The sequence below is a fragment of the Salinibacter grassmerensis genome (assembly GCF_947077765.1).
Classification (GTDB): Bacteria; Bacteroidota; Rhodothermia; order Rhodothermales; family Salinibacteraceae; genus Salinibacter; species Salinibacter grassmerensis.
In genome coordinates this window covers 25,025-48,951 of the sequence record NZ_CAMTTF010000004.1, presented here as the reverse complement: position 1 = coordinate 48,951, position 23,927 = coordinate 25,025, and the positions used below count along the sequence as shown (strand labels likewise).

At 64.9% G+C, this 23,927-nt stretch carries 18 protein-coding genes; 5 read left to right on the top strand and 13 right to left on the bottom strand.

Annotation, left to right across the window (positions count from 1 at the left end; translation table 11 throughout):
• Positions 1-4: 4 nt before the first annotated feature.
• A complete protein-coding gene (locus OJB03_RS10300; RefSeq protein ID WP_263787119.1) occupies positions 5-433 on the bottom strand; it encodes a hypothetical protein in 429 nt (142 codons plus the stop codon).
• A 336-nt stretch (positions 434-769) separates the two neighbouring features.
• Between OJB03_RS10300 and OJB03_RS10295 the strand changes: the two genes are divergently transcribed.
• Positions 770-1,573 (top strand): tellurite resistance TerB family protein, encoded by an 804-nt coding sequence (locus OJB03_RS10295; protein WP_263787118.1) that lies wholly within the window; start codon positions 770-772, stop codon positions 1,571-1,573.
• A 43-nt stretch (positions 1,574-1,616) separates the two neighbouring features.
• Here OJB03_RS10295 and OJB03_RS10290 read toward each other — a convergent pair whose 3' ends face one another.
• From OJB03_RS10290 to OJB03_RS10265, 6 genes are all read right to left on the bottom strand, one after another.
• Complete coding sequence (locus OJB03_RS10290) at positions 1,617-2,183, bottom strand: FxsA family protein (RefSeq protein ID WP_263787116.1); 567 nt, start codon at positions 2,181-2,183, stop codon at positions 1,617-1,619.
• A 127-nt stretch (positions 2,184-2,310) separates the two neighbouring features.
• On the bottom strand, positions 2,311-3,081 hold the full coding sequence (locus OJB03_RS10285; RefSeq protein WP_263787114.1) for a ferredoxin--NADP reductase: 771 nt from the start codon (positions 3,079-3,081) through the stop codon (positions 2,311-2,313).
• Between the two features lie 163 nt (positions 3,082-3,244).
• On the bottom strand, positions 3,245-4,240 hold the full coding sequence (locus tag OJB03_RS10280; protein WP_263787112.1) for an AAA family ATPase: 996 nt from the start codon (positions 4,238-4,240) through the stop codon (positions 3,245-3,247).
• A 76-nt stretch (positions 4,241-4,316) separates the two neighbouring features.
• A complete protein-coding gene (locus OJB03_RS10275) occupies positions 4,317-5,705 on the bottom strand; it encodes a peptidylprolyl isomerase (protein WP_263787109.1) in 1,389 nt (462 codons plus the stop codon).
• A 55-nt stretch (positions 5,706-5,760) separates the two neighbouring features.
• A complete protein-coding gene (locus tag OJB03_RS10270; protein WP_263787107.1) occupies positions 5,761-6,633 on the bottom strand; it encodes a peptidylprolyl isomerase in 873 nt (290 codons plus the stop codon).
• 22 nt (positions 6,634-6,655) lie between these two features.
• The gene (locus OJB03_RS10265; RefSeq protein WP_263787105.1) at positions 6,656-8,680 is read right to left on the bottom strand and encodes a peptidylprolyl isomerase; all 2,025 of its coding nucleotides are present in this window, start codon (positions 8,678-8,680) and stop codon (positions 6,656-6,658) included.
• 356 nt (positions 8,681-9,036) lie between these two features.
• Between OJB03_RS10265 and gltX the strand changes: the two genes are divergently transcribed.
• Positions 9,037-10,503 carry a glutamate--tRNA ligase gene (gltX, locus tag OJB03_RS10260; RefSeq protein ID WP_263787103.1) on the top strand — a complete coding sequence of 489 codons (1,467 nt, stop codon included), beginning with the start codon at positions 9,037-9,039 and terminating at the stop codon, positions 10,501-10,503.
• 46 nt (positions 10,504-10,549) lie between these two features.
• Here the strand turns inward: gltX and OJB03_RS10255 are convergent, their stop codons facing one another.
• The 6 genes from OJB03_RS10255 to OJB03_RS10230 form a co-directional block, all read right to left on the bottom strand.
• Positions 10,550-12,916: a glutamine--tRNA ligase/YqeY domain fusion protein gene (locus tag OJB03_RS10255; protein WP_263787100.1), complete on the bottom strand. Its 2,367-nt coding sequence runs from the start codon at positions 12,914-12,916 to the stop codon at positions 10,550-10,552.
• Positions 12,917-13,011: 95 nt separating this feature from the next.
• On the bottom strand, positions 13,012-13,512 hold the full coding sequence (locus OJB03_RS10250; RefSeq protein WP_263787098.1) for a hypothetical protein: 501 nt from the start codon (positions 13,510-13,512) through the stop codon (positions 13,012-13,014).
• An 83-nt stretch (positions 13,513-13,595) separates the two neighbouring features.
• On the bottom strand, positions 13,596-14,633 hold the full coding sequence (meaB, locus tag OJB03_RS10245) for a methylmalonyl Co-A mutase-associated GTPase MeaB (protein ID WP_263787096.1): 1,038 nt from the start codon (positions 14,631-14,633) through the stop codon (positions 13,596-13,598).
• Positions 14,634-14,679: 46 nt separating this feature from the next.
• Positions 14,680-16,830 carry a methylmalonyl-CoA mutase gene (gene scpA / locus OJB03_RS10240; RefSeq protein WP_263787094.1) on the bottom strand — a complete coding sequence of 717 codons (2,151 nt, stop codon included), beginning with the start codon at positions 16,828-16,830 and terminating at the stop codon, positions 14,680-14,682.
• A gap of 50 nt (positions 16,831-16,880) precedes the next feature.
• Positions 16,881-18,902, bottom strand: coding sequence for a methylmalonyl-CoA mutase family protein (locus OJB03_RS10235; RefSeq protein WP_263787093.1), 2,022 nt, complete (start codon positions 18,900-18,902; stop codon positions 16,881-16,883).
• A 64-nt stretch (positions 18,903-18,966) separates the two neighbouring features.
• Complete coding sequence (locus tag OJB03_RS10230; RefSeq protein WP_263787091.1) at positions 18,967-19,530, bottom strand: TrmH family RNA methyltransferase; 564 nt, start codon at positions 19,528-19,530, stop codon at positions 18,967-18,969.
• A 100-nt stretch (positions 19,531-19,630) separates the two neighbouring features.
• On the opposite strand from OJB03_RS10230, the gene OJB03_RS10225 reads away from it, so the two are divergent.
• The 3 genes from OJB03_RS10225 to OJB03_RS10215 all read left to right on the top strand — a co-directional run bounded on the left by OJB03_RS10225 (position 19,631) and on the right by OJB03_RS10215 (position 23,780).
• Positions 19,631-20,245, top strand: coding sequence for an LEA/WHy family protein (locus OJB03_RS10225; protein WP_263787088.1), 615 nt, complete (start codon positions 19,631-19,633; stop codon positions 20,243-20,245).
• A gap of 47 nt (positions 20,246-20,292) precedes the next feature.
• Entirely contained in the window at positions 20,293-20,976 is a 684-nt protein-coding gene (cmk, locus tag OJB03_RS10220; protein WP_263787085.1) for a (d)CMP kinase, read from the top strand.
• 224 nt (positions 20,977-21,200) lie between these two features.
• Positions 21,201-23,780: a 30S ribosomal protein S1 gene (locus tag OJB03_RS10215; RefSeq protein ID WP_263787083.1), complete on the top strand. Its 2,580-nt coding sequence runs from the start codon at positions 21,201-21,203 to the stop codon at positions 23,778-23,780.
• Positions 23,781-23,927 lie beyond the last annotated feature (147 nt).

Below are 23,927 nucleotides of genomic sequence, written 5' to 3'. Positions count from 1 at the left end.
TCCACTAACGCTCCGCTGGGGAATCCGGTCCCCTGTCGACAGACAGACTGTCCGTCAGAAGCTGGAGCATGGCCCGGGTTTCCGACAGATGTCGAATCTGGCGCACGGTTTGGTGGGTGGCGTACAGCCCGTACACGCCCACCAAGAGTGTGGGGGTAAGCCAAAGGGCAATGCGGCCCCAGGTGGAGCCGTCGACCAGCCACAACCCCACGAGCATCCCAAAGTAAATGCCGGCCACAACCATCGACAGCAGCGAGTACCGACTTTGGGTCAGCCGCTGGTCAATGGCCCCGAGCACCTCACCGTAGCGGCCCTCTTCCAACGCATCCAGATCCACAACCCCGGAGAGTGCCGCCTGGACGCCGTCGCTGCCGTGGGGATCAAGCCGCTGAGCGACCTGCGACTCAAGGGCGTCAGGGTCAATGGCGGACATGACAAGGGGAGAGGATGAGAAAGACACCAGGGGCCGGACACCACGGCACACCCAACATTGGCAGCAAATCTGGACGAATGCAACACCGACAGGGACAGATCACGACCGGTTTCACAGGGAAACCGTCGGATGTCTGGCTGCCTTCGGTGGCACCGCTCCCTCTGCTTTTGAAACACCTCCTGTGCCGACAGCCCCAGTGGTGAGTCTGGTCGCGGGGGCAATGGAGAACGAATAGGCAGGCCACCGTGCGACCACCGGCCCCGTCCCGTTGCGTTTCGGGGCCGTCGTTCTGTATACTTGCAGCGCGATGTCCCGTGAATTCAGCCCTCATCCCCCATGAACACTCCCGACGACTGGACGACGACCCACGACCTGGCAGTCGTGTATATCGCCCTCGCCTACGGCACCGACCATGAGCTCAGTGACGAAGAGCTCATGGTGCTCAAAAACGCTCTTCAGGCGTGGGAGTCCATGGACGAACCCACTGTTCAGGACCTGATCGTAGAGGCCGCTACGGTCTTTGCCGAGCGGGAGGCCGAGGCGGAGTTCCGGCGGGCCGTACGGGAGCTCAAATCGGCCCTCTCTTCGGAGGAGCGACGCGACACGATTCGGTACCTGATCCGCATTGCGGAGGCCGACGGGGTGCTCTTGGAGCGGGAACAGGGGCTCATCCACACGTTGGCGGAGGCGTGGTCGCTCAAGGCACTCAGCGAAGACCTTCTGGAAAACACATCGGCAGTCGTGCAGCGCCGAGGCGAGGACTGGGGGCTCATCCACGAGCTGGCCTTTCTCTACATCCTCGTGGGACACACCGCCGGCGACGACCTGTCGGGGGACACGGTGGATGTCATGGTGGAGCGGCTGCAGGAGTGGCAGCCGGAGCGGTCGACGGAGGCGCTGCGGGACGTGGTGCGGCGGGCCCTACAGGTGTACGCGGAGCAGCCCGAGGAGGACCTCATCTACGACTCGGTAGAGGCGCTGAAAGAGGCCCTATCGAGCACGCATCTTCTGACGGCCCTCGACGACCTCTACACCGTAGCTCGGGCCGACGGCCACCTCACCCGGACCGAACGTGATCTCATCTCGTCCCTGGCCCAGGCCTGGGACGTAAACGTACGGATGAACGGGCACAGTGGGTGAACGTTGCCAATCTGCTTCGGACCTGACCGTTTGGGGCCCGAAGTTAGGAGGAAGACGGTGCGCCTCCGCTCCCGTCTTCCTGCGGCTCGTCCACGTGGTTGGGCCGATCCTGAGGCCGCCCCTCCCACGTATCGTCCGGCGTGGACCGGCGGGGGCCACCGGGCGACCGGGGGGGGACATTTGCCCCTTTGGAACCAGAGGCGGTGGAGCCCCCGAACATGCCAAACTGTACCTGCATGGTGCCCTGGTCGACCTTTCGCCGAAACCAGCGCATCAGTACGTTGCGGAGGCGGGTGCGCGTGAAGGGAATCAGTCCGGAGAAGCCGACCACGTCGGTCAGAATGCCGGGCGTAATGAGCAGTGCGCCCGCCACTAGGATGATGATACCGTCGGCAAGCTCTTCTCCGGGCAGGTCTCCGGCCTGCAGCCGGCGGTTGAGACGCCCCCACGTCGACAGCCCCTCTCGGCGGGCCAGATGACTTCCCACGATGCCGGTCACGATAATCAGCGCGATCGTGGCCCAGAACCCGATAAGCTGGTCCACCTGGATGAGAAGGGCCAACTCCACCGCGGGCGTGAGTAAGAAGAGCAGAATCAGGCGACCAAGCATGAGGTGATCCCGGGGGGCTGGTGAAGGGGGCAGAGGGTTTTACCTCCATCTGAGGTGGGTCAGGGGCAAATCTACCGCCTGATGTACGGTTCCCCGCCCGGAAGACCGGTCGCTGGCGATTGTGGGGCTATCCGTTCCCGTTGCGCTCCACGAAGTACTTCTCTTCGTGGATCGCGTCCTCCTCAAACCCGGCGCGCTGGAGAATGCCCTGGGCCTTATCGATCATTTTCGGATGCCCACAGGTGTAGGCGGCGCTGTCGGACGGGGCGAATGAAGTAGCGTCCAGGTGCTTCCGCAGGACGTCCTCGACGCGCCCGCACTCGCCGTCCCAGTCCGGGTCCTCCCAAGGACGACTGACAGTGGGGACGTACTCGAACCACTTCACCTGATCGGCCAGCGTCCGAAGCTCATCGAGGTACGTGCCGAGTTCCCAGGACCGACTCGCCCCGTGCAGGACGAGCATCGGCTTCGGTGCATCCAGGGCCCCGGCACGGAGCCTCTGCAGTTGGTCCCGAATGATGCTGACGTAGGGCCCCACGCCGGTGACCGTCGCCGCCATGAGATGATGCGTGCGGTCCGGATCCAAGGTGAATCGGCCGACGATTTTATCCCGCATCCACACGTCCGCGCCCTGTTCGAGGTCCCACAGCTCCGGTGTGAGTGCCCCGTCGTCCACTCGTTCGATAAACAGCTCCAGCTCCGTGCCTCCGGGGGCCGAGGCGACCGAGTAGGGGCGAAGGAGCGGGCGGTCGCGGTCGTCGTTCATCAGCCCGATGGTGGCGTACTGCCCCGGCGTAAAGTCGACGGGGGCGTCGGCACGAAGACGAAACACCGCAAGCTCTTCGGAGAAGTCGACCCGTTCCACAAAAGTCAACCGGCTGTACCGGGAGGCGTCCATTCTGCGTTCGGCAGCTTCGTGAGGAAATTAGCGCGCGATGCGACCGAGCAGCGTCAGAGCCACTCGGTTTCAGCAGGGCAGTTGACCCCTCCTATTTCAAGAAATGCTACCGCCGGTTGAGAATCGAGTTTTAGCTTGCCCGACCCGCGTCCCCAAAATGCCGTTACATCTCGTCGAGAAGCTGATCAATCAGGTCGACCGACGACACGTTGTCCGCTTCCGCGTTGAAGCTCGGAACGATGCGGTGTCGCAGAACGGGAACGGCCATCCGGCGGACGTCGTCCTCCACCGGGGTCATGCGTCCGTCCAGGGCGGAGAGGGTCTTTGCGCCCAGCACTAAGTATTGAGAGGCCCGAGGGCCGGCGCCGTAGCTCAAGTAATCCTGAATGAACTCGGGGGCTTCTCCGGAGTCGGGTCGGGTGTGGGTGACAAGCTGGACAGCGTACTCGATGACGTTGTCGGCGACCGGAATTTGCCGAACAAACTCCTGGTAGGACTGCAGTTCGTCGGCACTCATGACGGGGGACACCTCCGACTGGGGACCGGCGGTGGTGCTGCGAACGACCTCGGTCTCTTCGTCGAACGAGGGATAGTCGAGCCAGAGGTTGAGCATGAATCGGTCCAGCTGAGCCTCGGGGAGGGGATAGGTGCCCTCCTGTTCAATGGGGTTTTGCGTGGCGAGGACGAAAAACGGATCGTCCAGCGTGTGGGTCTCGCCCGCGGCGGTAACGTGCTGCTCCTGCATGGCCTCCAGGAGCGCCGCCTGGGTTTTGGGGGGCGTGCGGTTGATCTCGTCCGCGAGGATGACGTTTGCGAAGACAGGCCCGGCCGCGAACTCGAAGTGACGCCCGTCGCGCGTTTCCTGAATGATCTCCGTCCCCGTGATGTCACTGGGCATGAGGTCGGGGGTGAACTGGATCCGGCTGAAGTCCAGGTCGAGCGCCCCGGCGAGGGTGCGCACGAGAAGGGTCTTGGCGAGGCCGGGCACCCCGATTAGAAGCGTGTGCCCGCGGGCCATGAGGCAGACTACCACCATCTCGATAATGTCTTCCTGCCCCACGATGACCTTGCCAATCTCCTGTCGGAGGCCGTCGTAGGCCGTGCTGAGCTCGTCGAGCGTCTCGGGGTCCTGCGGAGGGGAGGACGAGGAAGGAGGCATAGGGAAATCGACTCAGAAGCAGAGCGGGGTCCGTCAATCGGACCGGCACGAACAGCGGCGACAGGAGGCGGAGGATTTAACGACGGCGCATGGCCGTCAGCTCCGACTCCGTGATGCGAATGTCCACGTAGATTTTCTCCCGGAGTTGATCGGTCCATTCCCGCATCTTTCGGCTGCGCTTGTCCTGGAGGGCAAGCTGACGGATGCGCGCGTAGTCGGTCTCGAGACTGGCGCGGTGGGCGGGCACGCGGCGCTCAAGGCGGACGATGTGGTAGGCCTCGTCGCCGTTTAGCAGCTGCACGCGAGACGGCTCACTGATCTCTCCAGGGTCCAGGGTCCGAATCGTCCGGGTCCAAGAGGGCCCGAGGGCATCTAGGACCAAGTCGCGCGTGTCGGACTCCGGATCGGTCACGCGGCCGCCGTTTTGGGCCGTCCGGTCCTCCTCGGAGTGCCGCCGTGCCATGCGCTCGAAGGGGACGTCCTCATCGCTGAGAAGGGTGTCGCGCACGGCGCTCAGGTACTCCTTCGCACGCTCACCGGTGGGGGCATCGGGCTTGATGAGCACGTGGTGGAGATCCACGGCGCTTCCGTCTTTGGAGTCGATCCGGAGAATATGGAAGCCATTTTGACTCTCGTTGTAGAAGGGCTGTGACACCGTGCCGACGGGGGTCCGGGACGCCACCGCGGCAAACTCGGGGACGAGGTCGTCGAGATTTACGTTGGTAAGGGCGCCGGATGCAGTGCCGGCGGCGTCCGGCGCGGAAAACTGGCGAGCCATGGCCTCCAGGGAGGCTCCACCGTTGACGATCGAGTCCCGAACGGAGGCAATCAGCGACTTCGCCTGCTGACGAGACTCCTCCGTTGGCTTCGGGTACCGGACGATGTGGGAGAGGCGAACGGTCTTGGGAAGCTGGGGCAGTGAGTCCTGCGGGATTCTCTCAAACCACTGGCGAACCTCGCTGGGCGTGATGTCGATGCCCTGCATGTGCCGCCGCCGCAGCTGCTGGGACAAAATTTGGCCCCGAAGGTCCTCCCGGAACTGTTCTTTGATTTCGAGGATGCTCTTGCCGTACGCCTGCTCCAGGCGCTCCTCGCTCCCGGCGCGCTTGACGTACTGGTTGATCCGGCGGTCGAGTTGATCGCTCAGTTGCTGGTCCGAGACCGTGATGGTCGTGTCGCGCCGTGCCTCTTCGGCCAGGAGCTTCTGGTCGACCAGTTGCCGAAGGGCCTCCATCCAAAGGGTGTTGGAGTAGGAGGCATTTTGCCGCTGGGTTTGACGGCGGACGAGCTGGTCAACCTCGGACTTCAGGACAATCTCATCCCCCACGACGGCGGCGATGCGGTCCACTACCTGTGTATTCTGGCCATGGGCGGGGGCGAAGCTTGCGAGGAGCAGAACGGCCCCAAGCAGTACGCCTCCACCACATTGGAAAGAAGATGAGAAAACGCGGCACACGTGACGCATGCAAGTACGACTCGAATTCGAAGGGCGGTGAACGACGGGACACAGTGGGGAAATGCTACGGCCGTTCGAGGGCCCCGTCGGCCTGGGCTCTGTTGCGCAGGCGTTGAACCTCGGTTGCGTGGATCTGTTTCCGGGTGCGGATTCGGAGGCGGCGGCGGATTTCGGGCTCAATCCAGTCGATCTTTGGCGGCGCGCCCTCCGGAAGCCGGCGGTCGAGGCGGAGCACGTGGTAGCGCCCGTTGGCCTGGACGACCGGAGTGGTGTCTCCCTCCTGAAGATCCTGAATTCGGTCCGCGAGGGGAGGCAGCCGCCGGGCAAGTCGACTCTGAGGGACGAAGCGGCGAGACAACCGGCGGGCCTGGGTCGTGTCCGTGGCGTACTCCGCAACGAGACGGGCCCAGGTGGTATCGGGGGGAGCAGAGGGTGCGCGCAGTGCCTGTCGGACGGTTTGGGCCGACGCACGGTCCGGGGTGGCTAGGTACTGGATGCGCACGTACGGCTCCCGGAGGCGCAGCTGCTCCTCGTGGCGCTCAAAATACATGCGCACTTCTTCCGCCGTGGGACGCACGTCGGCCTTCTCTTCGAGCCGAGTGCGCAGGGCCGATACGAGAACGGCGCGCCGCTGGCGCCGCAACTGCTGTTGAACCTCGTCGTCGGAGCCGAGATTCAGCCGTTCGGCTTCCCGGTACAGAAGCCTGCGGGTCACCCATTGGTCGATCGCCTGTTGCCGGGCCTCGGTGGAGTCGCCAACAGGGCCCATGCTACCGAGCATCCGGTCCAGGTCGGCCTCAGTCAGGTAGTTTGTCCCCACACGGGCCACGTAAGAGTCGGGCGGGGCCTCTGTCTCGCATCCGGCAAGCCCTGCGCCCAAAAGAAGAAGCACAAGGAGGACGCGGGAACGCGTGGTGGGGGGAGCGGTGAAGATCATCGGTGCAGAGAAAGCCGTGCGATCAAGGAGCAGTGGGAGCGTCACTGACTGGTGGGCGGAGGCGTTCCGGGAACGTCTCCACGTCGTATCGCTCCCGCAGACGACGTAGCACCCGCTGTTCAAGGCGGTCCTGGTGGTCCTGTACGACGCGGCTTCGGGCCTCCTCGAACTGCATGGGACGGGGCGGAAGGCGGGCATCCCGGATCAAGAACAGCCACTCGTCGCCCTGGGCCAATGGGCCCGTGGCCTCCCCGTCGGCGGCAGCACGAACCGACTGGTAGACGTCCGCGGAGCGGTCGGTGACGTACGCGGTGTCGGTGGAGATGAGGGAATCGGTCGCGGCCGCATCGAGGACGGCCGTCACCGAAGAGTCCCGCCCGTACAGCGTGGCGTAGGGACGGAGCACCGAGTCCGCGGGAGCGCGGAGCGCGAGAGTCCGGACGCGCTCCGGAAACTGATATTTTGTACGGTTTTGCCGGTATGTTCTCCGCAGGCCGGCCGTGTCCCGAGCCGCGGCTGCCCAGACCGAGTCCTGCATGTAGCGAAAAAGAAGCGTTCCGTCGCGGTACTCCTCAATATTTTGGCGGAGGGCTGGGTCGGTCTGAGCCCGGCGCGTGGCGGCGTACTGGAGGGCCTTTTCGTTCAAAAAGGACTCGATCAGTTCCGCAAGGGTCGTCTGGGCGCCTCCGTCGGTCTGCATGAGGTGCTGGGCCATCTGGTCGATGGTGTAGACCGAGTCGCCCAGGGTGGCTGCCGGGGGCGCAGCGCCCGACAGGGTATCGGCGTACGTGAGGAGAGGACGGGCGAGTGAGTCGGCCGAGGCGGCACGAGCGGTTGCGAGAAGCCGGGTGGTGTCTGTGCTGGCCCCCACCTCCGTGCGGACGGTGCGGGCAAGGGCGGCCGTGCGCTGCTCGGCACGCGGCCGGCCGACGAGGCGGTCCTTCAGGTCGCTGTACGCCTCGTCGAAGGAGGGGCGCTGCTGCCGATCAATGAGCTTCAGAAGATGATACCCGAAGCGGCTCTGAACACTCTCCGACACTGCACCGACCGAGTCGAGTGTCGCCACGGTTTCGCGGAGGGGAGACGGGAGCGCCCGGGGCACGACCTCGCCGAGGGCGCCTCCCTTCGAGGCCGACTGCGGATCCTGAGAGTACTCTCGGGCCGCCGCGGCGAACGACAGGGTGCCGTCTAGAATTTTCGTCCGGAGAGAGTCGAGCAGACGGCGAGTTGCGGCGCTGTCGCCCTGCGGCCGGCGCAGGAGGTGGGCCAGCTCGATGGGTTGCTCCGCAGGCCGCCGGTCGTGGACCTTGAGAATGTGGTAGCCGAACTTGGTCCGAAAGACGTCGCTCGTCTCGCCGGGGGACAGCGCGTACATGCGGTCCTCGAACGGTTTCGCAATGTCCCCGGCCTGCACGTAGCCGAGCCGACCCCGGTAGCCGCGACGGCCCTCCTCCCGGGCTGCGGGGGCGTCGGAGTTTCGCAGGGCCAGGTCGCCGAACGGCACGCCCTGCCCGACCGAGTCGGCAATCGCCTGGGCCGTGCGGTAGGCCGTGAGGGTGTCCGGGGACGAGGCGGGGCGGATCAGAATGTGGCTCACGTCCACGGCTTGCGTCCGGCGCTCGTACAGGGTGCGCGCGAGGGGCTCGTAGACCTCCTCCCGCAGGAGCTGGGGCCGGGCCCGTTCCTGCCGATAGTCGTGGACCTCCCGGCGGACGCGTGGGAGGGTGTCCAGCCCGGCATCGTAGGCGGCGCGCACCTTTAGGCGAAAGTGGAGGTACCGATCGAGAAAGTCCCGGTAGGCCTGAAGGGAACTGTCGGCCGCGGCCGAGGGGCCACCCGCGGCGTCGATGAACGCCGAGTCCAGCTCGGCCAGCGTCAGGGTCGTGTCGGCGTAGTGAGCGACGACCGTATCGTCGGAGGGCGGGGCGCTGGGGGGGGGCTCGGTGGTCTTCGGGCTGCTACTACAGGCCACTCCGAGGACGGCAAGAAGGAGAACGCCGAGCGTGTACCCGAGGCGAATCATAGGGGAGTGAGGAAGAGGCAACACAAACAGCGCACCAGTTTGAAGGGGGCTTGGGGAAGCGTTTACATGCTACCGACCCGGGTCCGCAGATTGCAACCGAACGTTCCCGTTTGCACTGGGGATTGATACGAATTCGCGCGGTGGTGATTGTCGGATCCCGGCGACAGCGGAAATAGAGGACCCCACCCGGGAGTTGAGCTTCGCAAATCCCCCGCCAATTCCAGTCCGTGGAGGAACTGAGGACCGGACGAGTTCTACAAAATGCGTGGTTGACAAGTTTGCCGCGCGCTCCTTGATCGAATATGTCGGGGCGGGTGGATCAGTGCGTGGATCAGTGCCTTGTCTCGATTCCTTTCTCCAACGTACCGTCCTCGCCCACAATGGCTTCCGACGCTTCTGTTCGTGTCCGTTTCGCACCAAGCCCAACCGGCCGCCTCCACATCGGTGGGCTGCGAACGGCGCTGTACAATTATCTCTTTGCTCGCAAGCACGATGGCGACTTCGTGCTGCGCATTGAGGACACCGACCAGGCCCGCTATGAACCAGGGGCTGAAGACGACATTCGGAAGGCCCTCGCATGGACGGGGTTGGAGCACGATGAGGGACCCGAGCAGGGCGGCGACTATGCCCCGTATCGGCAGTCCGAACGCTCGGAGCACTACCACGAGTACGCCCAGAAGCTCATTGAGGCTGGGCGAGCGTACTACGCATTCGACACGGAAGAGGAGCTCGAGGAGTTGCGGGAGGCGCACGGCGCGTACGACGGATCGACGCGCCAACAGATGCGGAACTCGCTGACCCTGCCCGACGAAAAGGTCGAGCAGCTTATCAGCGAGAGCGAAGATTACGTCATTCGGCTTAAGGTCCCGCGTCAGGAGTCGGTACAGGTCGAGGACGAAATTCGGGGCACCGTGTCGTTCGACACCTCAGAGATCGACGACCAGGTCCTGGTGAAGTCCGACGGCATGCCCACCTACCACCTGGCCAACATTGTCGATGACCACCTCATGGACATCTCGCACGTGATCCGGGGCGAGGAGTGGCTCTCGTCGACCCCGAAGCACGTGCTCATGTATGATGCGCTGGGGTGGGAACCGCCCGCTTTCGCGCACCTGCCGCTGATTCTGAGCCCGAATGGCGGGAAGCTCTCGAAGCGGGACGCCAATGAGCTAGGCATTCCGGTCTACGTCATGGACTACCGGGAGGCCGGCTACGAGTCAGCGGCGCTCCTCAATTTCCTCGCGCTCCTGGGCTGGAGTCCTGGGACGGAGGAGGAGCTCTTCTCCCTGGACGAGACGGTGGAGGCATTTAGTCTCGATCGTGTGGGGGCCAGCGGCGTGCAGTTCGACCTCGACAAGCTGCGCTGGGTCAACGAGCACTACGTCCGCGACCTCTCAGTCGACGCACTTGCGGAGAAGGCCCGTCCCCACGTCGAGGCGGCCGGCTACGACGTGAGCGACGACCGTCTCCGAACCATTTGCGGGCTGGTGCAAGATCGCATCCAGGTGGTGCCGGAGATCGTCACCGAGAACCGCTACTTCTTCGAGGACCCGGAGGAGTACGAAGAGGCGGGCGTGGAAAAGCGGTGGAAGGACGAGTCCGCCGACCTCTTGCTCGCCTACGCCGATCGGCTGGAGGCGGTCGATCCCTTCGACACGGATACGGTGGAGACCGAGCTCCGCGACCTATCCGACGAGAAAGACGTGGGGGCCGGCGCCATTATTCACCCGTCCCGCCTTGCCGTGAGCGGCCGGTCGTACGGACCGGGCGTGTTCGGCCTGCTCGCCGCGGTGGGGAAGAAGGCCTGCATTCGCCGGATGCACCGGGCGGCCGAGACGCTTGGATAGAATGATAGAGATGAGCGGGGAGCGCGCAAGGCCGTTCTCGTCGGGCTTATTCTGAGGAGTCAAGTTCTTCTTGCAGAAGCTCGCGGGCGAGCTCGGGGCTGGCGGCGCCATCGGTGGCGTCCATCACCTGCCCCATGAAGAAGCCAATCAGGCCTTTCTTGCCCTCTCGGTACCGGGCCACTTCATCGGGGTGGTCGTTGAGAACGGATTGGACGGTGGGGTGCAAGGCCTCAGAGTCGTCTACTTGGCGCAGGCCTCGGTCATCCACGATGTGTTCGGGGGTGCCACCTCCTTCGAGAAGTTCGTCCAGGACCTCGTCGCCCCCGCGGGTGGAGATGATCTCCGTATCCACGAGCCGCACCAGCTCCGCGAACGCGCCCGGCCCGAATGGAAGGTCCGCCGCCGTCTGGTCTTGTAACCGACCGAGGAGCTCGTTGACGGTCCAATTGGCGACGGGCACCGGGGCGTCGTAGTGCTCCAGCGCCCGCTCGAAAAAGCCCGCCAGCGAATCGTCCCCTGCGATGGTGGCGGCGTCTTCCCGGTCGATGCCCAGCTCGTCATGGAACCGGTCAAACCGGTCCTGCTGGGCATCGTCAAGGTATTCGGCGGGGTCGGTTTTGCCTTCGAGCGAGCGCTGCCTCTGTTCTTGTTTGCGCTGCTCCTTTGCCCGCCGTCGCCGCTCCAGCTCCTCCTGGGTGAGCCCGTCCTCGTCCCCACCCCACGTGTCGCGGAGGGGCACGATTTGATTGTACACGAGCGCGTCGGGGCGGGATGCCTCCGGGTCGGGCCAGAAGTAGCCCTGCCGCTCAAACTGCACCCGCCGGTCGGCCTCCAGGTCGCGCACGGCGGGCTCTAAAACGCCCTGTCGGACATTGAGCGAGTCCGGGTTGAGAAACTCGGTGAAATGCTCGTCGCGGGCGTCGGGGTCGGGCACCCCGAACAGGCGGTCGTAGAGCCGCGCCTCGAACGGAACGCCGTGGGCGGCGGAGACCCAGTGCAGCGTCCCGTCCGGTGAGCGCCCATCCGGGGCGGTGCTGTCCCGCGTGTCGGGGTCGATGGTGCCGCGGAGCTCCGTCACGACGCCGTCCTCGTCCCGCACGACCTCTTCACAGGTAAAGAAGTAGGCGTGGCGCAGGCGCACCTCGCGACCCGGGGCGAGCCGGATAAAGTCCTCGGGCGGGTCTTCACGGAAGTCGTCCCGCTCGATGTAAAACTCGCGGGTGAAGGGCACCGGTCGCGTCGCGTCCTTGTCGATGTCGCGCGGCCAGTGGTTCGCATCGATCCAGTCGACCGTGTCCGCCTCCACGTTGGTGGCCACCACCTTCAGCGGGTCGAGGACGGCCATGACCCGGGGAGCCTTCGAGTTCAGGTCGTCGCGGAGCGCGTGCTCGAAGTGGCCGATCTGGACACGGCTCTGCGACCGGGTCACGCCCACCTTTCGGCAGAACGAACGGATGGCGCTCGGGGGCACGCCACGGCGGCGAAGTCCCGAGATCGTGGGAAGGCGCGGGTCGTCCCACCCACCCACAAGGTCGTCCTCAATCAGGTGACGGAGCTTCGTTTTGCTCATCACCGTGTAGCCGAGGTTCAGCCGGTTGAACTCGTACTGGCGGGGGCGGGATGGGATGTCGTCCTCGTCCAGGCAGTGCTCCATGACCCAGTCGTACACGCGTCGGTTGTTGTCGAACTCCAACGTACAGAGGGAGTGGGTGATGTCCTCGATGGTATCCTCCAGCGGGTGGGCGTAATCGTACATCGGGTAGAGGCACCACTCGTCTCCCCGACGGTAGTGATGGGCGTGTTTGATGCGGAAGAGAAGGGGGTCCCGCATGATCATGTGCGGCGAGCTCATGTCGATCTTCGCCCGCAGCACGTGCTCGCCGTCGTCGAACTCGCCCGCCTTCATTCTGCGGAACAGCTCCAGGTTCTCCTCGACGGACCGGTCGCGGTACGGGGAGGGGGTTCCGGGCTCGTCCACCGTCCCGCGGTACTCGCGGATCTCTTCCTCGCTGAGGCTGTCGACGTACGCGTCGCCCTGCTCGATGAGCGTCACCGCGTACTGGTAGAACTGCTCGAAGTAGTCGGACGCGTGGTATTCGTGCTCCTCCCAGTCGTATCCCAACCACCGCACTGCCTCCTTGATGGACTCGACGTACTCGGTGCTTTCGGTATCGGGGTTTGTGTCGTCGAACCGCAGGTGACAGCGGGTATCGGCCCGGTCGGCGTAATCGTGCTTGATGCCAAAGTTGAGGACGATGGACTTCGCGTGTCCGATGTGGAGATACCCGTTCGGCTCGGGGGGGAACCGAGTAACGACCCGGTCGCCATAGGTCCCCTGTTCGAGGTCCTCGTCGATGATGTCGTAAACGAAGTTGTCGCGCGGGCGCTCGGCCGAAGGGTCCGACGTGGTCACAAGGAGGGGTAAGGCTTGAGTTGCGGCGTTCTTCGAAAACAGTTAGACCATTGAAAGTCTGGGACTTCCCGAAAGATCCGTACGTCCCTTGCGGACTAGTCGCAGTCGTCGGCCTCCCGCAGAAGGGACCGACACTCCAAAACCTGTGGCTTGTCCACCGCGGCGGCGCTTCGAACGCGGCGGGCGAACAGCGACGCCGAACGGAACTGCGACCGGGTGCGGGTCTGTCGCCGGGTCGTTACCTCCCACTGAGACCGGCGGAGGAACCCTGTGAACTGATCGTCTTCGATGTACCCGGAAATCCGAAGGTCCCTGAGGTCAATCTCCAGACGAGAGTCGTGCACCCTCACGCTGGCGCGCAGCCGACCGAGCCGCCGATCTCGCACGATTCCCTGGAGGTCCCCATCCTGCACGGTAATGTGGAAGCGGCCCTGGTCGAGAGGGGCAAAATCCTCGACCTCGTACGACCACGTGCCTACCGCTGCGGCCCGGGCCGCGGCTTCGTCCTGCGCGGACTGGGACGCGGCACACCCTCCCAGAAGTCCCGCCCCGAGAACGAGCAGAAGTGATAGCCGGACGCGACTAAAGCGTGGCATGACGAGCAAGGCGGAGCGTTGTAGAGCAGGAGGAGCGACCAGTACTGTTAAAATTTGGTGAGTCAGGCGTTCCGGTGGAGGCGTCAACCCGTCGAGTCGCGGTGGACGGACAGGAGTCGCTCGGCGGCGGCCAGAGAACTGAGGCGTCCGTCCCGAACCGCCGCCTCCACGTTTTCCTGTGCCGCCTGGACGTCGGGGTCGGAGAAGAACTCCTCGTGCAGCCGCTGCTCGATGGCCTGCTCCATCCAGTGCTGCGCCTGTCGGCGGCGCTGCTCCTCAAAGAAGCCGGTCTCCTGAGCATGGGTGCGGTAGCGCTCCACGGCGTCCCACACGTCCTCGAGGCCCGCACCGGTCTGCGACGAACACGTGAGCACAGGAGGCTCCCACCCGGAGTCGGGGTCCGACAGGAGGCGCAGCGCCTTTTCGTACTCCGCGCGGGCCGCCTTGGCGGGTTCGCGGTTGTCCCCGTCCGCCTTCGTGACGGCGATGGCGTCGGCGACCTCTACGATGCCTCGCTTGATGCCCTGCAACTCGTCCCCGGCGCCGGCCAGGGCGAGGAGAAGGAAAAAGTCGACCATCGAGCGCACACTGATCTCCGATTGGCCGACCCCCACCGTCTCCACGAACACCGTGTCGTACCCGGCCGCCTCGCACAACAGAATGGCCTCGCGGGTTCGGGGCGCCACGCCCCCCAGGGCGCCCGCGGTAGGGGACGGGCGAATAAAGGCGTCTTCGTCGGAGGCCAGGGCTCCCATCCGGGTCTTGTCCCCGAGAATGCTCCCCTTCGACCGCTCGCTGCTGGGGTCGACCGTCAAGACGGCGAGGCGGTGGCCCTCCGCCACGAGCCGCTGCCCGAGGGCCTCGATGAACGTGCTCTTGCCGACGCCGGGAACGCCCGTGACGGCCACCCGAATCGAGTCGCCACTGTGGGGGAGGCATTCCTCCACGACCGTCCGGGCGGTGTCGCGGTGGTCCGGGCGGGTGCTCTCGAGGAGGGTGATGGCCTGGCTCAGCATCACCCGGTCTTCGTCGAGAATGCCGGTCACGTAGTCGGTGGCCGACCGCGCATCCGGACGAGACGGCCGGGACTGGTCCTGGAGGTTGGGATTGAGGGGGGCCACGACGTGAGGGGGAACACAGGTGCCTGCGGTGGAGAAGTGCGATCGGCTACGCCTCGATGGGCGCTTCCTCGTCGTACCGGTCGAGGAGAACGTCGAGGATCTGGGTGGCGGCCTCCGCGATGTTGGTGCCGGGGCCGAAGATGGCGGCCACACCCTGGTCGTAAAGCGTCTCATAGTCGTCGTGCGGGATGACGCCCCCCACGACCACGAGAACGTCGTCCCGCCCGTACTGCTGCAGGGCGTCGATGACCTCCGGCACGAGCGTCTTGTGCCCGCCGGCGAGGCTGGAGATGCCGAGGATGTGGACGTCGTTCTCCACGGCCTGGCGTGCCACCTCGTCCGGGGTTTGGAAAAGCGGCCCGACGTCCACGTCGAAGCCCACGTCGGCAAACGAGGTAGCGATGACCTTCGCCCCACGGTCGTGCCCATCCTGACCCATCTTGGCAACCATGATGCGGGGACGCCGACCGGCGGCGCGAGCAAAGCGGTCGGCCCGGTCGCGGGCCGTGTGGAAATATTCATTCTTATCGGCTTCCGAGGCGTATACCCCTGAGATGGTTTCCGTCCGCGCCGTGTGCCGCCCGAACACGTCCTCCAGGGCCGCCGAGATTTCACCGAGGGTGGCCCGTGTGCGCGCCGCATCTACGGCACGGGCGAGCAGGTTGCCGTCGCCCGTCTCGGCACTTTCGGTCAAGGCATTCAGTGCGTTTCGGACCGCGGCGTCGTCCCGCTCGTCCTTGATTCGGTCGAGGCGGTCAAGCTGTGCGCGCCGGACCGCCTCGTTATCCACCTCCAGCCGCTCGATCGGCTCGTCGGCCTCCGTCTGGTAGGCGTTGACGCCCACGATCGTCTCCTCGCCGGCATCGATGCGCGCCTGCTTGCGGGCGGCGGCCTCCTCGATCTTGCGTTTCGGCAGTCCCTGTTCGATGGCGCGCGTCATGCCGCCCTCCTCCTCCACTTCCTGGATCAGCGTCCACGCGCGCTGGGCCAGCGTCCCCGTGAGGTGTTCGACGTAGTAGGACCCAGCCCACGGGTCGACGGCCTCCGTAATGTCGGTCTCATCCTGCAGGTACAGTTGCGTGTTGCGGGCGATGCGCGCAGCGAACTCGCTGGGCAGTGCGATGGCCTCGTCCAGCGCGTTCGTGTGGAGCGACTGCGTGCCGCCGAACGCCGCGGCCATTGCCTCGATGGTGGTGCGCGCCACATTGTTAAAGGGGTCCTGCTCGGCGAGGCTGTAGCCGGAGGTCTGGCAGTGGGTCCGCAGGGCCATCGACTTCGGGTTCTCCGGGTCGAACTGCTTCACGAGCTTGGCCCACAGCATCCGTCCCGCCCGCATCTTGGCGATCTCCATGAAGTGGTTCATGCCGATCGCCCAGAAGAAGGAGACCCGCGGTGCAAAGTCGTCGATGCCGAGTCCGGCGTCGAGCCCCGTGCGCAGGTACTCTAGGCCGTCGGCCAGCGTGTAGGCGAGCTCCAGGTCCGCCGGGGCCCCCGCCTCGTGCATGTGGTAGCCGCTTACCGAGATGGCGTTGAACTTCGGCATCTCCGCGGCGCAGTAGGCGAAGATCTCCCCCACGATCCGCATGGAAGGCTGCGGCGGGTAGATGTACGTGTTACGCACCATAAACTCCTTCAAAACATCGTTCTGGATGGTGCCCGCCAGCTCTTCGTGGGCGACGCCCTGCTCCTCCGCGGCGGCGATGTAGAAGGCCATGACGGGGAGCACCGCCCCGTTCATGGTCATCGAGACCGACACGTCGCCGAGCGGAATGCCCTCGAACAGGCGTTTCATGTCCTCGACCGTATCGATGGCGACGCCGGCCTTGCCCACGTCGCCCCGCACGCGGTCGTGGTCGGAGTCGTAGCCCCGATGGGTGGCCAGATCGAAGGCCACGGAGAGCCCTTTCTGGCCGGACGCGAGGGCCTCACGGTAAAACTTGTTGGACTCCTCTGCGGTCGAGAAGCCTGCGTACTGCCGGATGGTCCACGGCCGAAACTTGTACATGGTTGTGTACGGTCCGCGGAGGTAAGGGGGGAGGCCCGAGTCGAAGTCGAAATGGTCCAGGTCGTCAAGCGCGTCGGGCCCGTACGCCGGGTCGACGTCAATGTGCTCAGGTGTCGACCAGGCGGCGTCTTCAGGGGGCGACCCGCCCTTACGGGGCGGATCGTACTCGATATTGGAAAAATCGGGACGCATGGCGGGCGGGGATCGGGGGACAGGCGTTGAGTAGAGGGGGAACGGGGGCGCTAGGTCTCGTCGCCCGTCGCAATGCCGAGGAGGCTCTGCAATGCAGTGAGGGTCTCTCGCAGGGGACTGTCCTTGTGAACGAAGAAATCAGCGGCGCCGTCAACATCGATCTCGTCGGGGGCGCCGGCGATCCCGAGGAGGGCATCGTGGCCGCGGTCGGCAAGGGCCGCGGCGAGAGCGGGGGCACGGTCGGCATAGTGTTCGTTCGAGCTGCAGAGGACCACCGCGTCGGCGTCCTGCTCAACCGCCGCGTCGGCCACCGCGTCCACGGATTCGAACTTGAGGGGCTCCTTAATCGCGAACCCCGCCACGCCGAGGAAGTTGCGACAGAAATTCGCACGGGCGCTGCGGACGGCGGCGGGGCCGAGTGGAGCGAGCAGGACCTGAGGGGGCCCGCCCTGAGACTCGGCGTGTGCCTCGGTCCGAAGACGGACTGTCTCCACCTCATCGGCGAGCCGGACGCGGGGCAGTGGGTCGATCGCTGTCGAGTCGGACTGGAGGGCCGAGGTGACGTCCCGGAGCGCGTGGCCGTCGCGGAGTGCCGTCCGGAGCGCATCGGTGGATGATGCGTCGAGGGAGGGAGGCGATCCGCCGCTCGCAGGCGTAGCATCGTGTGCCACCAGGTCGCTCCGCCGTCGTTCGTCGAGGGCGGGGTAGTGCGTGGTGCCGACGAGCACCTGGTCCCGTTCGTCGAGGGCCTGACGACGTTCCGCCCGCGTCTCGGAGATCTGTGCGTGCAGGTCGCCGCTGCGGAGCACCTGAACAATCCCGCCTTCCGCCTCGAGATCTTGAAACTGAGCCCAGGCCCGTTGGGCGAGCTGGTCGGTCAGGGTTTCGATGTAGTACGACCCGGCGGCCGGATCGGCCACCTGATCGAAGTGCGCCTCGTGACGCAGGATGAGTTGTGTGTTGCGGGCGATGCGGAGGCCAAACTCATCGGGGGGCTTTACGGAGCCGTCGTAGGGCCGGATGGTGAGTGCATCGCACCCCCCAAGCGCCGCGGCCATCGCCTCGGTGGTGGCCCGGAGCATGTTCACGTACGGGTCGTAGACGGTCTCTGCACGCCGAGAGGTCGTGGCGTGAACGAAGACGTCGGTGGGGGCTAAGCTGGAAGGCGGCCCTGCCTCAGGGGCGAAGGCATCGATGACCTGTGGCACGAGCAGGCGGAGGGCGCGGAGCTTGGCCATCTCGACAAAGTAGGAGGTCGAGACGGGAACGCGGACCTGCAGGTTGTTGAGGAGGGCAGAAAGAGAGAGGCCTCGCTCGGTGCTTCGGACGAGGCGTTCAGTGAGGGCACCGAGGGCACAGGCCAGTTCCTGAACGGCCGATGCCCCTGCGTCGTGGTAGGCGCTGGCGTCGACGGTCACCGTGCGGAAGTGAGGCGTTTCCGCGGCCTCCGCCACGAGGTCGTCGGCCAGCGAGAACGCCTGGTCCGGGTCCGCGCCCGACGCCGACGCGGCCACGGGATCAAACAGGAGCGATCCACGGATGGCGTTAAAATCGGCCGGTGCGGACAAGAGGTGTTCGCGGAGCAGTGCGTACAGCGCGGGGGCGGCCGGGCCTCCATCGAGGTGTAGAGGGGTGCTCGTTGGGTCGATCCCGTCGAGGATTTGAGCGAGATTGGCCGTCGATCGGGGCGTGGCCTCGGACCCATCGGAAAGCGGGGGCGGGAGGTCCAACTGGAGGGCATCGGCCCCTCCGTCGACGGCAGCCCGAGCGTGCTTGCCCGCCACCTCGGGGTCGGGATGCCGGATGGGTTGGCAAACGGTCCACGTGTTGGCCGGCGCGTCCCCGGAGCGGGCCAGGGGCGGATGGCCCCCTTCCGGGTCGGTGTGTAGTGCGTCCCGCAGGGCTTCGGGGGAGAGGTACGCTGGGAGCGACACGCCCTCCATGGATGACCACTCCAGAAATGCTTCCGGGGACGCGCCTCCGAGGTCCGACTGTACGTGCTCTCGCCACTCCCTAGGGGCGACCGCATCGAACTCGTCGAAAAGCGGTGGAAACGCTTCCGTTCCGGACATGAGGTGAAGAGGGAGACTTGCCGAGAGCGGGAAAAGGGTACAGGAGCAGTACTGGTATCGTGGCTTACTCCATACGATCTTCGTCTCCGGGCGGTCCGAGGAGCGTTCGCGAGCGACGGATCAGGTCGTAGACTGCGATGCCGTAGGCGACGCCCACGTTCAGGGAAATCTTGGCGCCGTACTGAGGAATCTCCAGGGCGAGGTCGACCGCGTCCAGCACGTCCGTCTCCACTCCCCGCACCTCGTTGCCCACCACGAGCGCGATCGGGAAGGCGTCGGTCGGCACCGCGTCGGGACGCTGCGTATGGTCCGTCTGCTCGAGGGCCGCGATTGTGTACCCGTCGTCCTTCAGGTCACGGAGGAGGGGGCGCGCCTCGTCGTGCTGAGTCCATTCCACGGCGTCCTGCGCGCCAAGGGCCGTTTTGTGAAGGTCTTTGTGCTCCGGGGTGCCCGTAAAGCCAGTGAGGTGGATGTGCTCGATGCGGGCTGCGTCGGACGTTCGAAACATCGACCCGACGTTGTGGATCGAGCGCACGTTGTGCACGACGAGTCGTACAGGGTGCTTCGGAAGTGTTGGGACTTCCTCAGGGGCCGGTCGCTCAATTTCATCCCAACTAAGCTTGCGCATGAGGCAACTGGTGGAGAAATTTGTAAATGTAGTCGGTCTTCTGAATTCGCTTTCCGAAGCCCTGTTTCTTTCCGGGCCCTCCTCACGCAGGCGCAGCGCCATGTTTTCTCCCCGGCTCCGATGGGCTCTACCGTGTGTCCTCGGCCTTCTCCTACTGGCCATCGCCGGTTGCACGGCGTTTCGGGAGGTCGCCAACCTGCGCAAGGTCCAGTTTTCGATCGATCGGGTGGCGCAGCCCCGCCTAGCGGGGGTAGACCTGGCGAGGGTGCAGTCCTACGAGAATCTTCGAGGGACCGACGTGCTTCGGCTGGGCTCGGCCCTCTCCAACGGAACCCTTCCGCTCTCCTTCACGCTCCACCTAGGCGCCGAGAATCCGTCCTCGAACAGTGTCGATGCGCGGCTTACCCAGATGGACTGGACCCTCCTGCTTGAAGACAAAGAAACGGTATCGGGCCGGTTTGAACAAGAGGTGGCCCTGCCGCCCGGAGAGCCCACGGACGTGCCGTTCGACGTGGAGCTCGACCTCGTCCGGTTTTTCGACGACAACCTTCAGGGCCTCGTGGACCTGGCCGCGGCCATCGGTGGGGACGCGCCCCCGCAAACCCTCAAACTGCGAGTACAGCCGACCATCAACACGAGGCTCGGCCCGCTCCAATACCCGTCTCCCATCACGGTCGTGAGTCGGAGCGTCGGGGACGGCTCCCAGACGCCTTAGCCATACACCCTCGCTGCCCCCATCATTTTTACCAGTGGTTTCCCAACGTGATTGTCACCATCGACGGTCCTGCTGGCTCTGGCAAGAGCACCACGGCCAAACGTGCCGCCGCCCGGCTCGGGTACGTGTACTTAGATACGGGCGCCATGTACCGGGCCGTGGCCCTTGGTTTTCTTCGGGTTGGCGCGTCCGCCACGCCGACAGGAGCGGAGGCCGTGCTTCCCTCCCTGGAGGTCGACGTGCAGCACCAGGACGATACGATGCAAGTCTTCCTCGGTGACGAGGCCGTCACTGACCGCATCCGGACCGCAGAGGTGGGGCGCATCGTGAGCGACATCTCGACCCTGGCGCCGGTCCGCGAGTACATGGTGGAGCAGCAGCGCCGGATTGGGCGCGCCCAGGCCGACCGACACGGCGGCGTGGTGCTGGACGGCCGCGACACGGGTACGGTGGTCTTTCCAGAGGCCCCCGTCAAAATTTTTCTAGTGGCCGACATCGACGAACGGGCCCGGCGCCGGCTTCAAGAGTACGAGGCGGCCGGGGAAGAGGTCACCCTCGAGGAGGTCCGCACTGAGATTGAGGAGCGGGACCGACAGGACCGGACCCGAGACATTGCGCCTCTTCGACGTGCCGACGACGCCATCATCTTCGACACGACCGATTGCACCATCAGGGAACAGGTTGACTTTGTCGCAGATCGCGTTAAAGCACAGAACGCCCGCGGAACGTAGATGGCCGGGCGTAATACAACTTTCGCCTGTCAGTGAGCGAATCGCGGTCACTCAACAGGTGCGCCTGACATTTGACCCCCTTCCTTGAGGCGGATTCGATTGTCCTCAAGCCCCCTTCACCCTCTTCACATTCCCTCCTGGATCGTCAGGGCCAGGCTGGTACAAATTGCACTTGTCGCTGGCCGGCCGTGTGGCCAGCGCCTCGCAAACCTACCACACCGTATATGGCAGAACAAGAACAAGTAGCTTCCAAGGACGACACTCAAGATACTGCTGATGCTCAGACCGCTCCTCCCGATACGGAGGAGGCGGCCGAGCCCGAAGCGCCGCCCGCCGACGCTGCAGACGCGGAGGACGACGTGGAGACGGCGGATCCCGCCGCCACGCCGACACCGGATGCAGAGGACGGAGACGCCGATGAGCCCGCCGCCGAAGAGTCGGGGCCCGAAGAGGATGCCCCGGCGGATCCCGCGGATGAAGGCGGCGACGGGGTCCCTGCGGATCCTCCCCCGGAGCCCGGCTTCGTGAGCCGCATTCTCGAGGAAGCCGTCGAGGAGGCGTCTCAGGACCTTCCGATGCCGTCGGGAGACGAGGCTTCAGTTGACGTATCTGAGTTTGACGAGCCGACGAGCACCGTTTCGCCCGATGAGCTCGAGCGGACGGAGGAGGAGCAGGGCTTCACGGGTGAGACCTATGGACAAACGGTCTCGCTCGACGAGCTGGAGACCGAGGAGGAGACGCCGTCCGGCACCTCGGTGTACGACCAGTTCCGTGATGTCGTCGACGAGACCTCCATCGATGTCCGCGAGCAGGACATCGTTGAGGGCCGCGTGCTTCGGGTCAACGAAGACTACGTGGTCATCGACATCGGCTATAAGAGTGACGGAATTGTCTCCCGTGACGAGTTCGGGGAGGCCGAAATTCATCCCGGGGACACCGTGGAGGTGTATCTGGAGCGCAAGGAAGACCGCGACGGCCAACTCGTGCTCTCGAAGGAGCAGGCCGACAAGGTCCGACGCTGGCAGCGGGTCGAGGAGATCTACGAGGACGAAGAGGTCATCGAGGGCACAATCATCCGCCGCATTAAGGGCGGAATGATCGTGGAGCTCTTCGACGGGATGGAGGCCTTCCTGCCTGGCTCTCAGATTGATGTCCGCCCGGTTCGGGACTTCGAGTCCTACCTGGAGACGCGGATGGAATTCAAGATTGTCAAGCTCAACCCCGAGAACGAGAACATCGTCGTCTCGCACCGGGAGCTCATCGAGCACGAGCTCGAAGAGCAGCGACAAGAAATTCTCGAGCAGCTCGAGGTCGGTCAGGTGCTCGAGGGCACCGTCAAGAACATCGTCGACTTCGGGGTCTTCATCGACCTGGGTGGAGTCGACGGTCTTCTGCACATCACGGACCTGTCCTGGGGCCGCGTCTCGCACCCGAGCGAGGTCGTGGAGCTCGATCAGGAGCTCGAGGTTGTTGTCCTCGACTACGAGGAGGAACGCCAGCGTATCTCCCTGGGTCTGAAACAGCTTCGAGACCATCCCTGGGACAAAATCGGCAACAAGTACGACGAGGGCAGCACAGTTGAGGGGAAGGTCGTCTCGATCACGAACTACGGGGCCTTTGTCGAGATCGAAAAGGGCATTGAGGGGCTCGTCCACATCAGTGAGATGTCGTGGACGCGCCACATCGAGCACCCCAGTCAAATGGTGTCGCTCGGCCAGGTGGTGGACGTCAAGATTCTCAACATCGATCAAGAGGAGCGGAAGATCTCGCTCGGGATGAAGCAGCTGGAGCCCGACCCCTGGGAGGGTATCAGCGACCGCTACCCAGCGGGCACGGTGCTGACCGGCACGGTGCGCAACATCACCAACTTCGGCGTCTTCGTCGAGATTGAGCCTGGCATCGACGGGCTGGTACACGTCTCGGACCTGTCCTGGACCAAGAAGATTCGCCATCCGGGCGACATGGTCGACGAGGAGCAAGAGCTGGATGTCGTGATCCTCAACATCGATGAGGAGCGACGCCGCATTTCTCTGGGCCACAAGCAGGTGAAGACCAACCCCTGGGACCAGTTCGCTGACGCCTACGGGGAGGGCAACGACACGGCCGGCGAGGTCGTCCGTGTGGAGGACAAGGGGCTTGTTGTCCAGTTGCCGCTCGACGTAGAGGCCTTCGTTCCGGGCAGCGAGCTCAAGAACGGCCCCAAGGCCTTTAAGAACCACTACCACGAAGGCGACGAGCTTGAGCTGCAGGTCATCCGGTTCGACAAGGACCAGAAGGACATCGTCCTGAGCGAGACGGCGAAGGAAGAGGCCGCCCGCGAGGAAGAGCAGAAAGAAGAGCAGCGCGAGTCCCGCCGGGAGGAGCGCGAGCAGCAGGAGGCCGTGCGCGACTTCAAGGAGGAGCCGGAGCCCGAGCCGGAAGAGCCGACGACCGGCCCTACCACGCTCGGTGAGCTTTCCGGCCTGGCCGATCTGCGCCGTGAAATGGAGGAAGAGGAGGCCGAGGCTGATGACGCCGAAGCCGAGACCGACGACGACCAGGAGGCCGCATCTGAGAATGAGGTGGGCGATGAGCCTGACGCCGAGGCAACATCGGAGGACGAAGAGTCCACCTTCGACGAGGCGAACGGCTTTCCGGAAAACTTCCCGCGCGTCTCGCGACTTGAGAACGCGGGTGTGAACGCCCTGGCAGATGTCCGCGAGGTGGACGACCTCACCGACCTTGACGGCATCGGATCCGCCTACGCGGAGGAAATCACCGACGCCCTCGATGAGTTTGATGAGACGGGCTCCGTGAGTAGCTAGTCCTCCCGGGCTACGAAGACGCATTCCTGAACTACAAAGGGCGGCTTCCCGATCGGAAGCCGCCCTTTCTTTTTGGGGCCGCAGTGGGGTGCTTTGACCCTTGCCCCTGCGTTCTCCCCTTTGTTCTGCAGCACGACTTTCCCACCA

Coding starts and splice junctions, on each gene's coding strand:
- OJB03_RS10300 (WP_263787119.1), bottom strand. CDS start 433: ATGTCCGCCATTGACCCTGACGCCCTTGAGTCGCAGGTCGCTCAGCGG.
- OJB03_RS10295 (WP_263787118.1), top strand. CDS start 770: ATGAACACTCCCGACGACTGGACGACGACCCACGACCTGGCAGTCGTG.
- OJB03_RS10290 (WP_263787116.1), bottom strand. CDS start 2,183: ATGCTTGGTCGCCTGATTCTGCTCTTCTTACTCACGCCCGCGGTGGAG.
- OJB03_RS10285 (WP_263787114.1), bottom strand. CDS start 3,081: ATGGACGCCTCCCGGTACAGCCGGTTGACTTTTGTGGAACGGGTCGAC.
- OJB03_RS10280 (WP_263787112.1), bottom strand. CDS start 4,240: ATGCCTCCTTCCTCGTCCTCCCCTCCGCAGGACCCCGAGACGCTCGAC.
- OJB03_RS10275 (WP_263787109.1), bottom strand. CDS start 5,705: ATGCGTCACGTGTGCCGCGTTTTCTCATCTTCTTTCCAATGTGGTGGA.
- OJB03_RS10270 (WP_263787107.1), bottom strand. CDS start 6,633: ATGATCTTCACCGCTCCCCCCACCACGCGTTCCCGCGTCCTCCTTGTG.
- gltX (WP_263787103.1), top strand. CDS start 9,037: ATGGCTTCCGACGCTTCTGTTCGTGTCCGTTTCGCACCAAGCCCAACC.
- OJB03_RS10250 (WP_263787098.1), bottom strand. CDS start 13,512: ATGCCACGCTTTAGTCGCGTCCGGCTATCACTTCTGCTCGTTCTCGGG.
- scpA (WP_263787094.1), bottom strand. CDS start 16,830: ATGCGTCCCGATTTTTCCAATATCGAGTACGATCCGCCCCGTAAGGGC.
- OJB03_RS10235 (WP_263787093.1), bottom strand. CDS start 18,902: ATGTCCGGAACGGAAGCGTTTCCACCGCTTTTCGACGAGTTCGATGCG.
- OJB03_RS10230 (WP_263787091.1), bottom strand. CDS start 19,530: ATGCGCAAGCTTAGTTGGGATGAAATTGAGCGACCGGCCCCTGAGGAA.
- OJB03_RS10225 (WP_263787088.1), top strand. CDS start 19,631: ATGTTTTCTCCCCGGCTCCGATGGGCTCTACCGTGTGTCCTCGGCCTT.
- OJB03_RS10215 (WP_263787083.1), top strand. CDS start 21,201: ATGGCAGAACAAGAACAAGTAGCTTCCAAGGACGACACTCAAGATACT.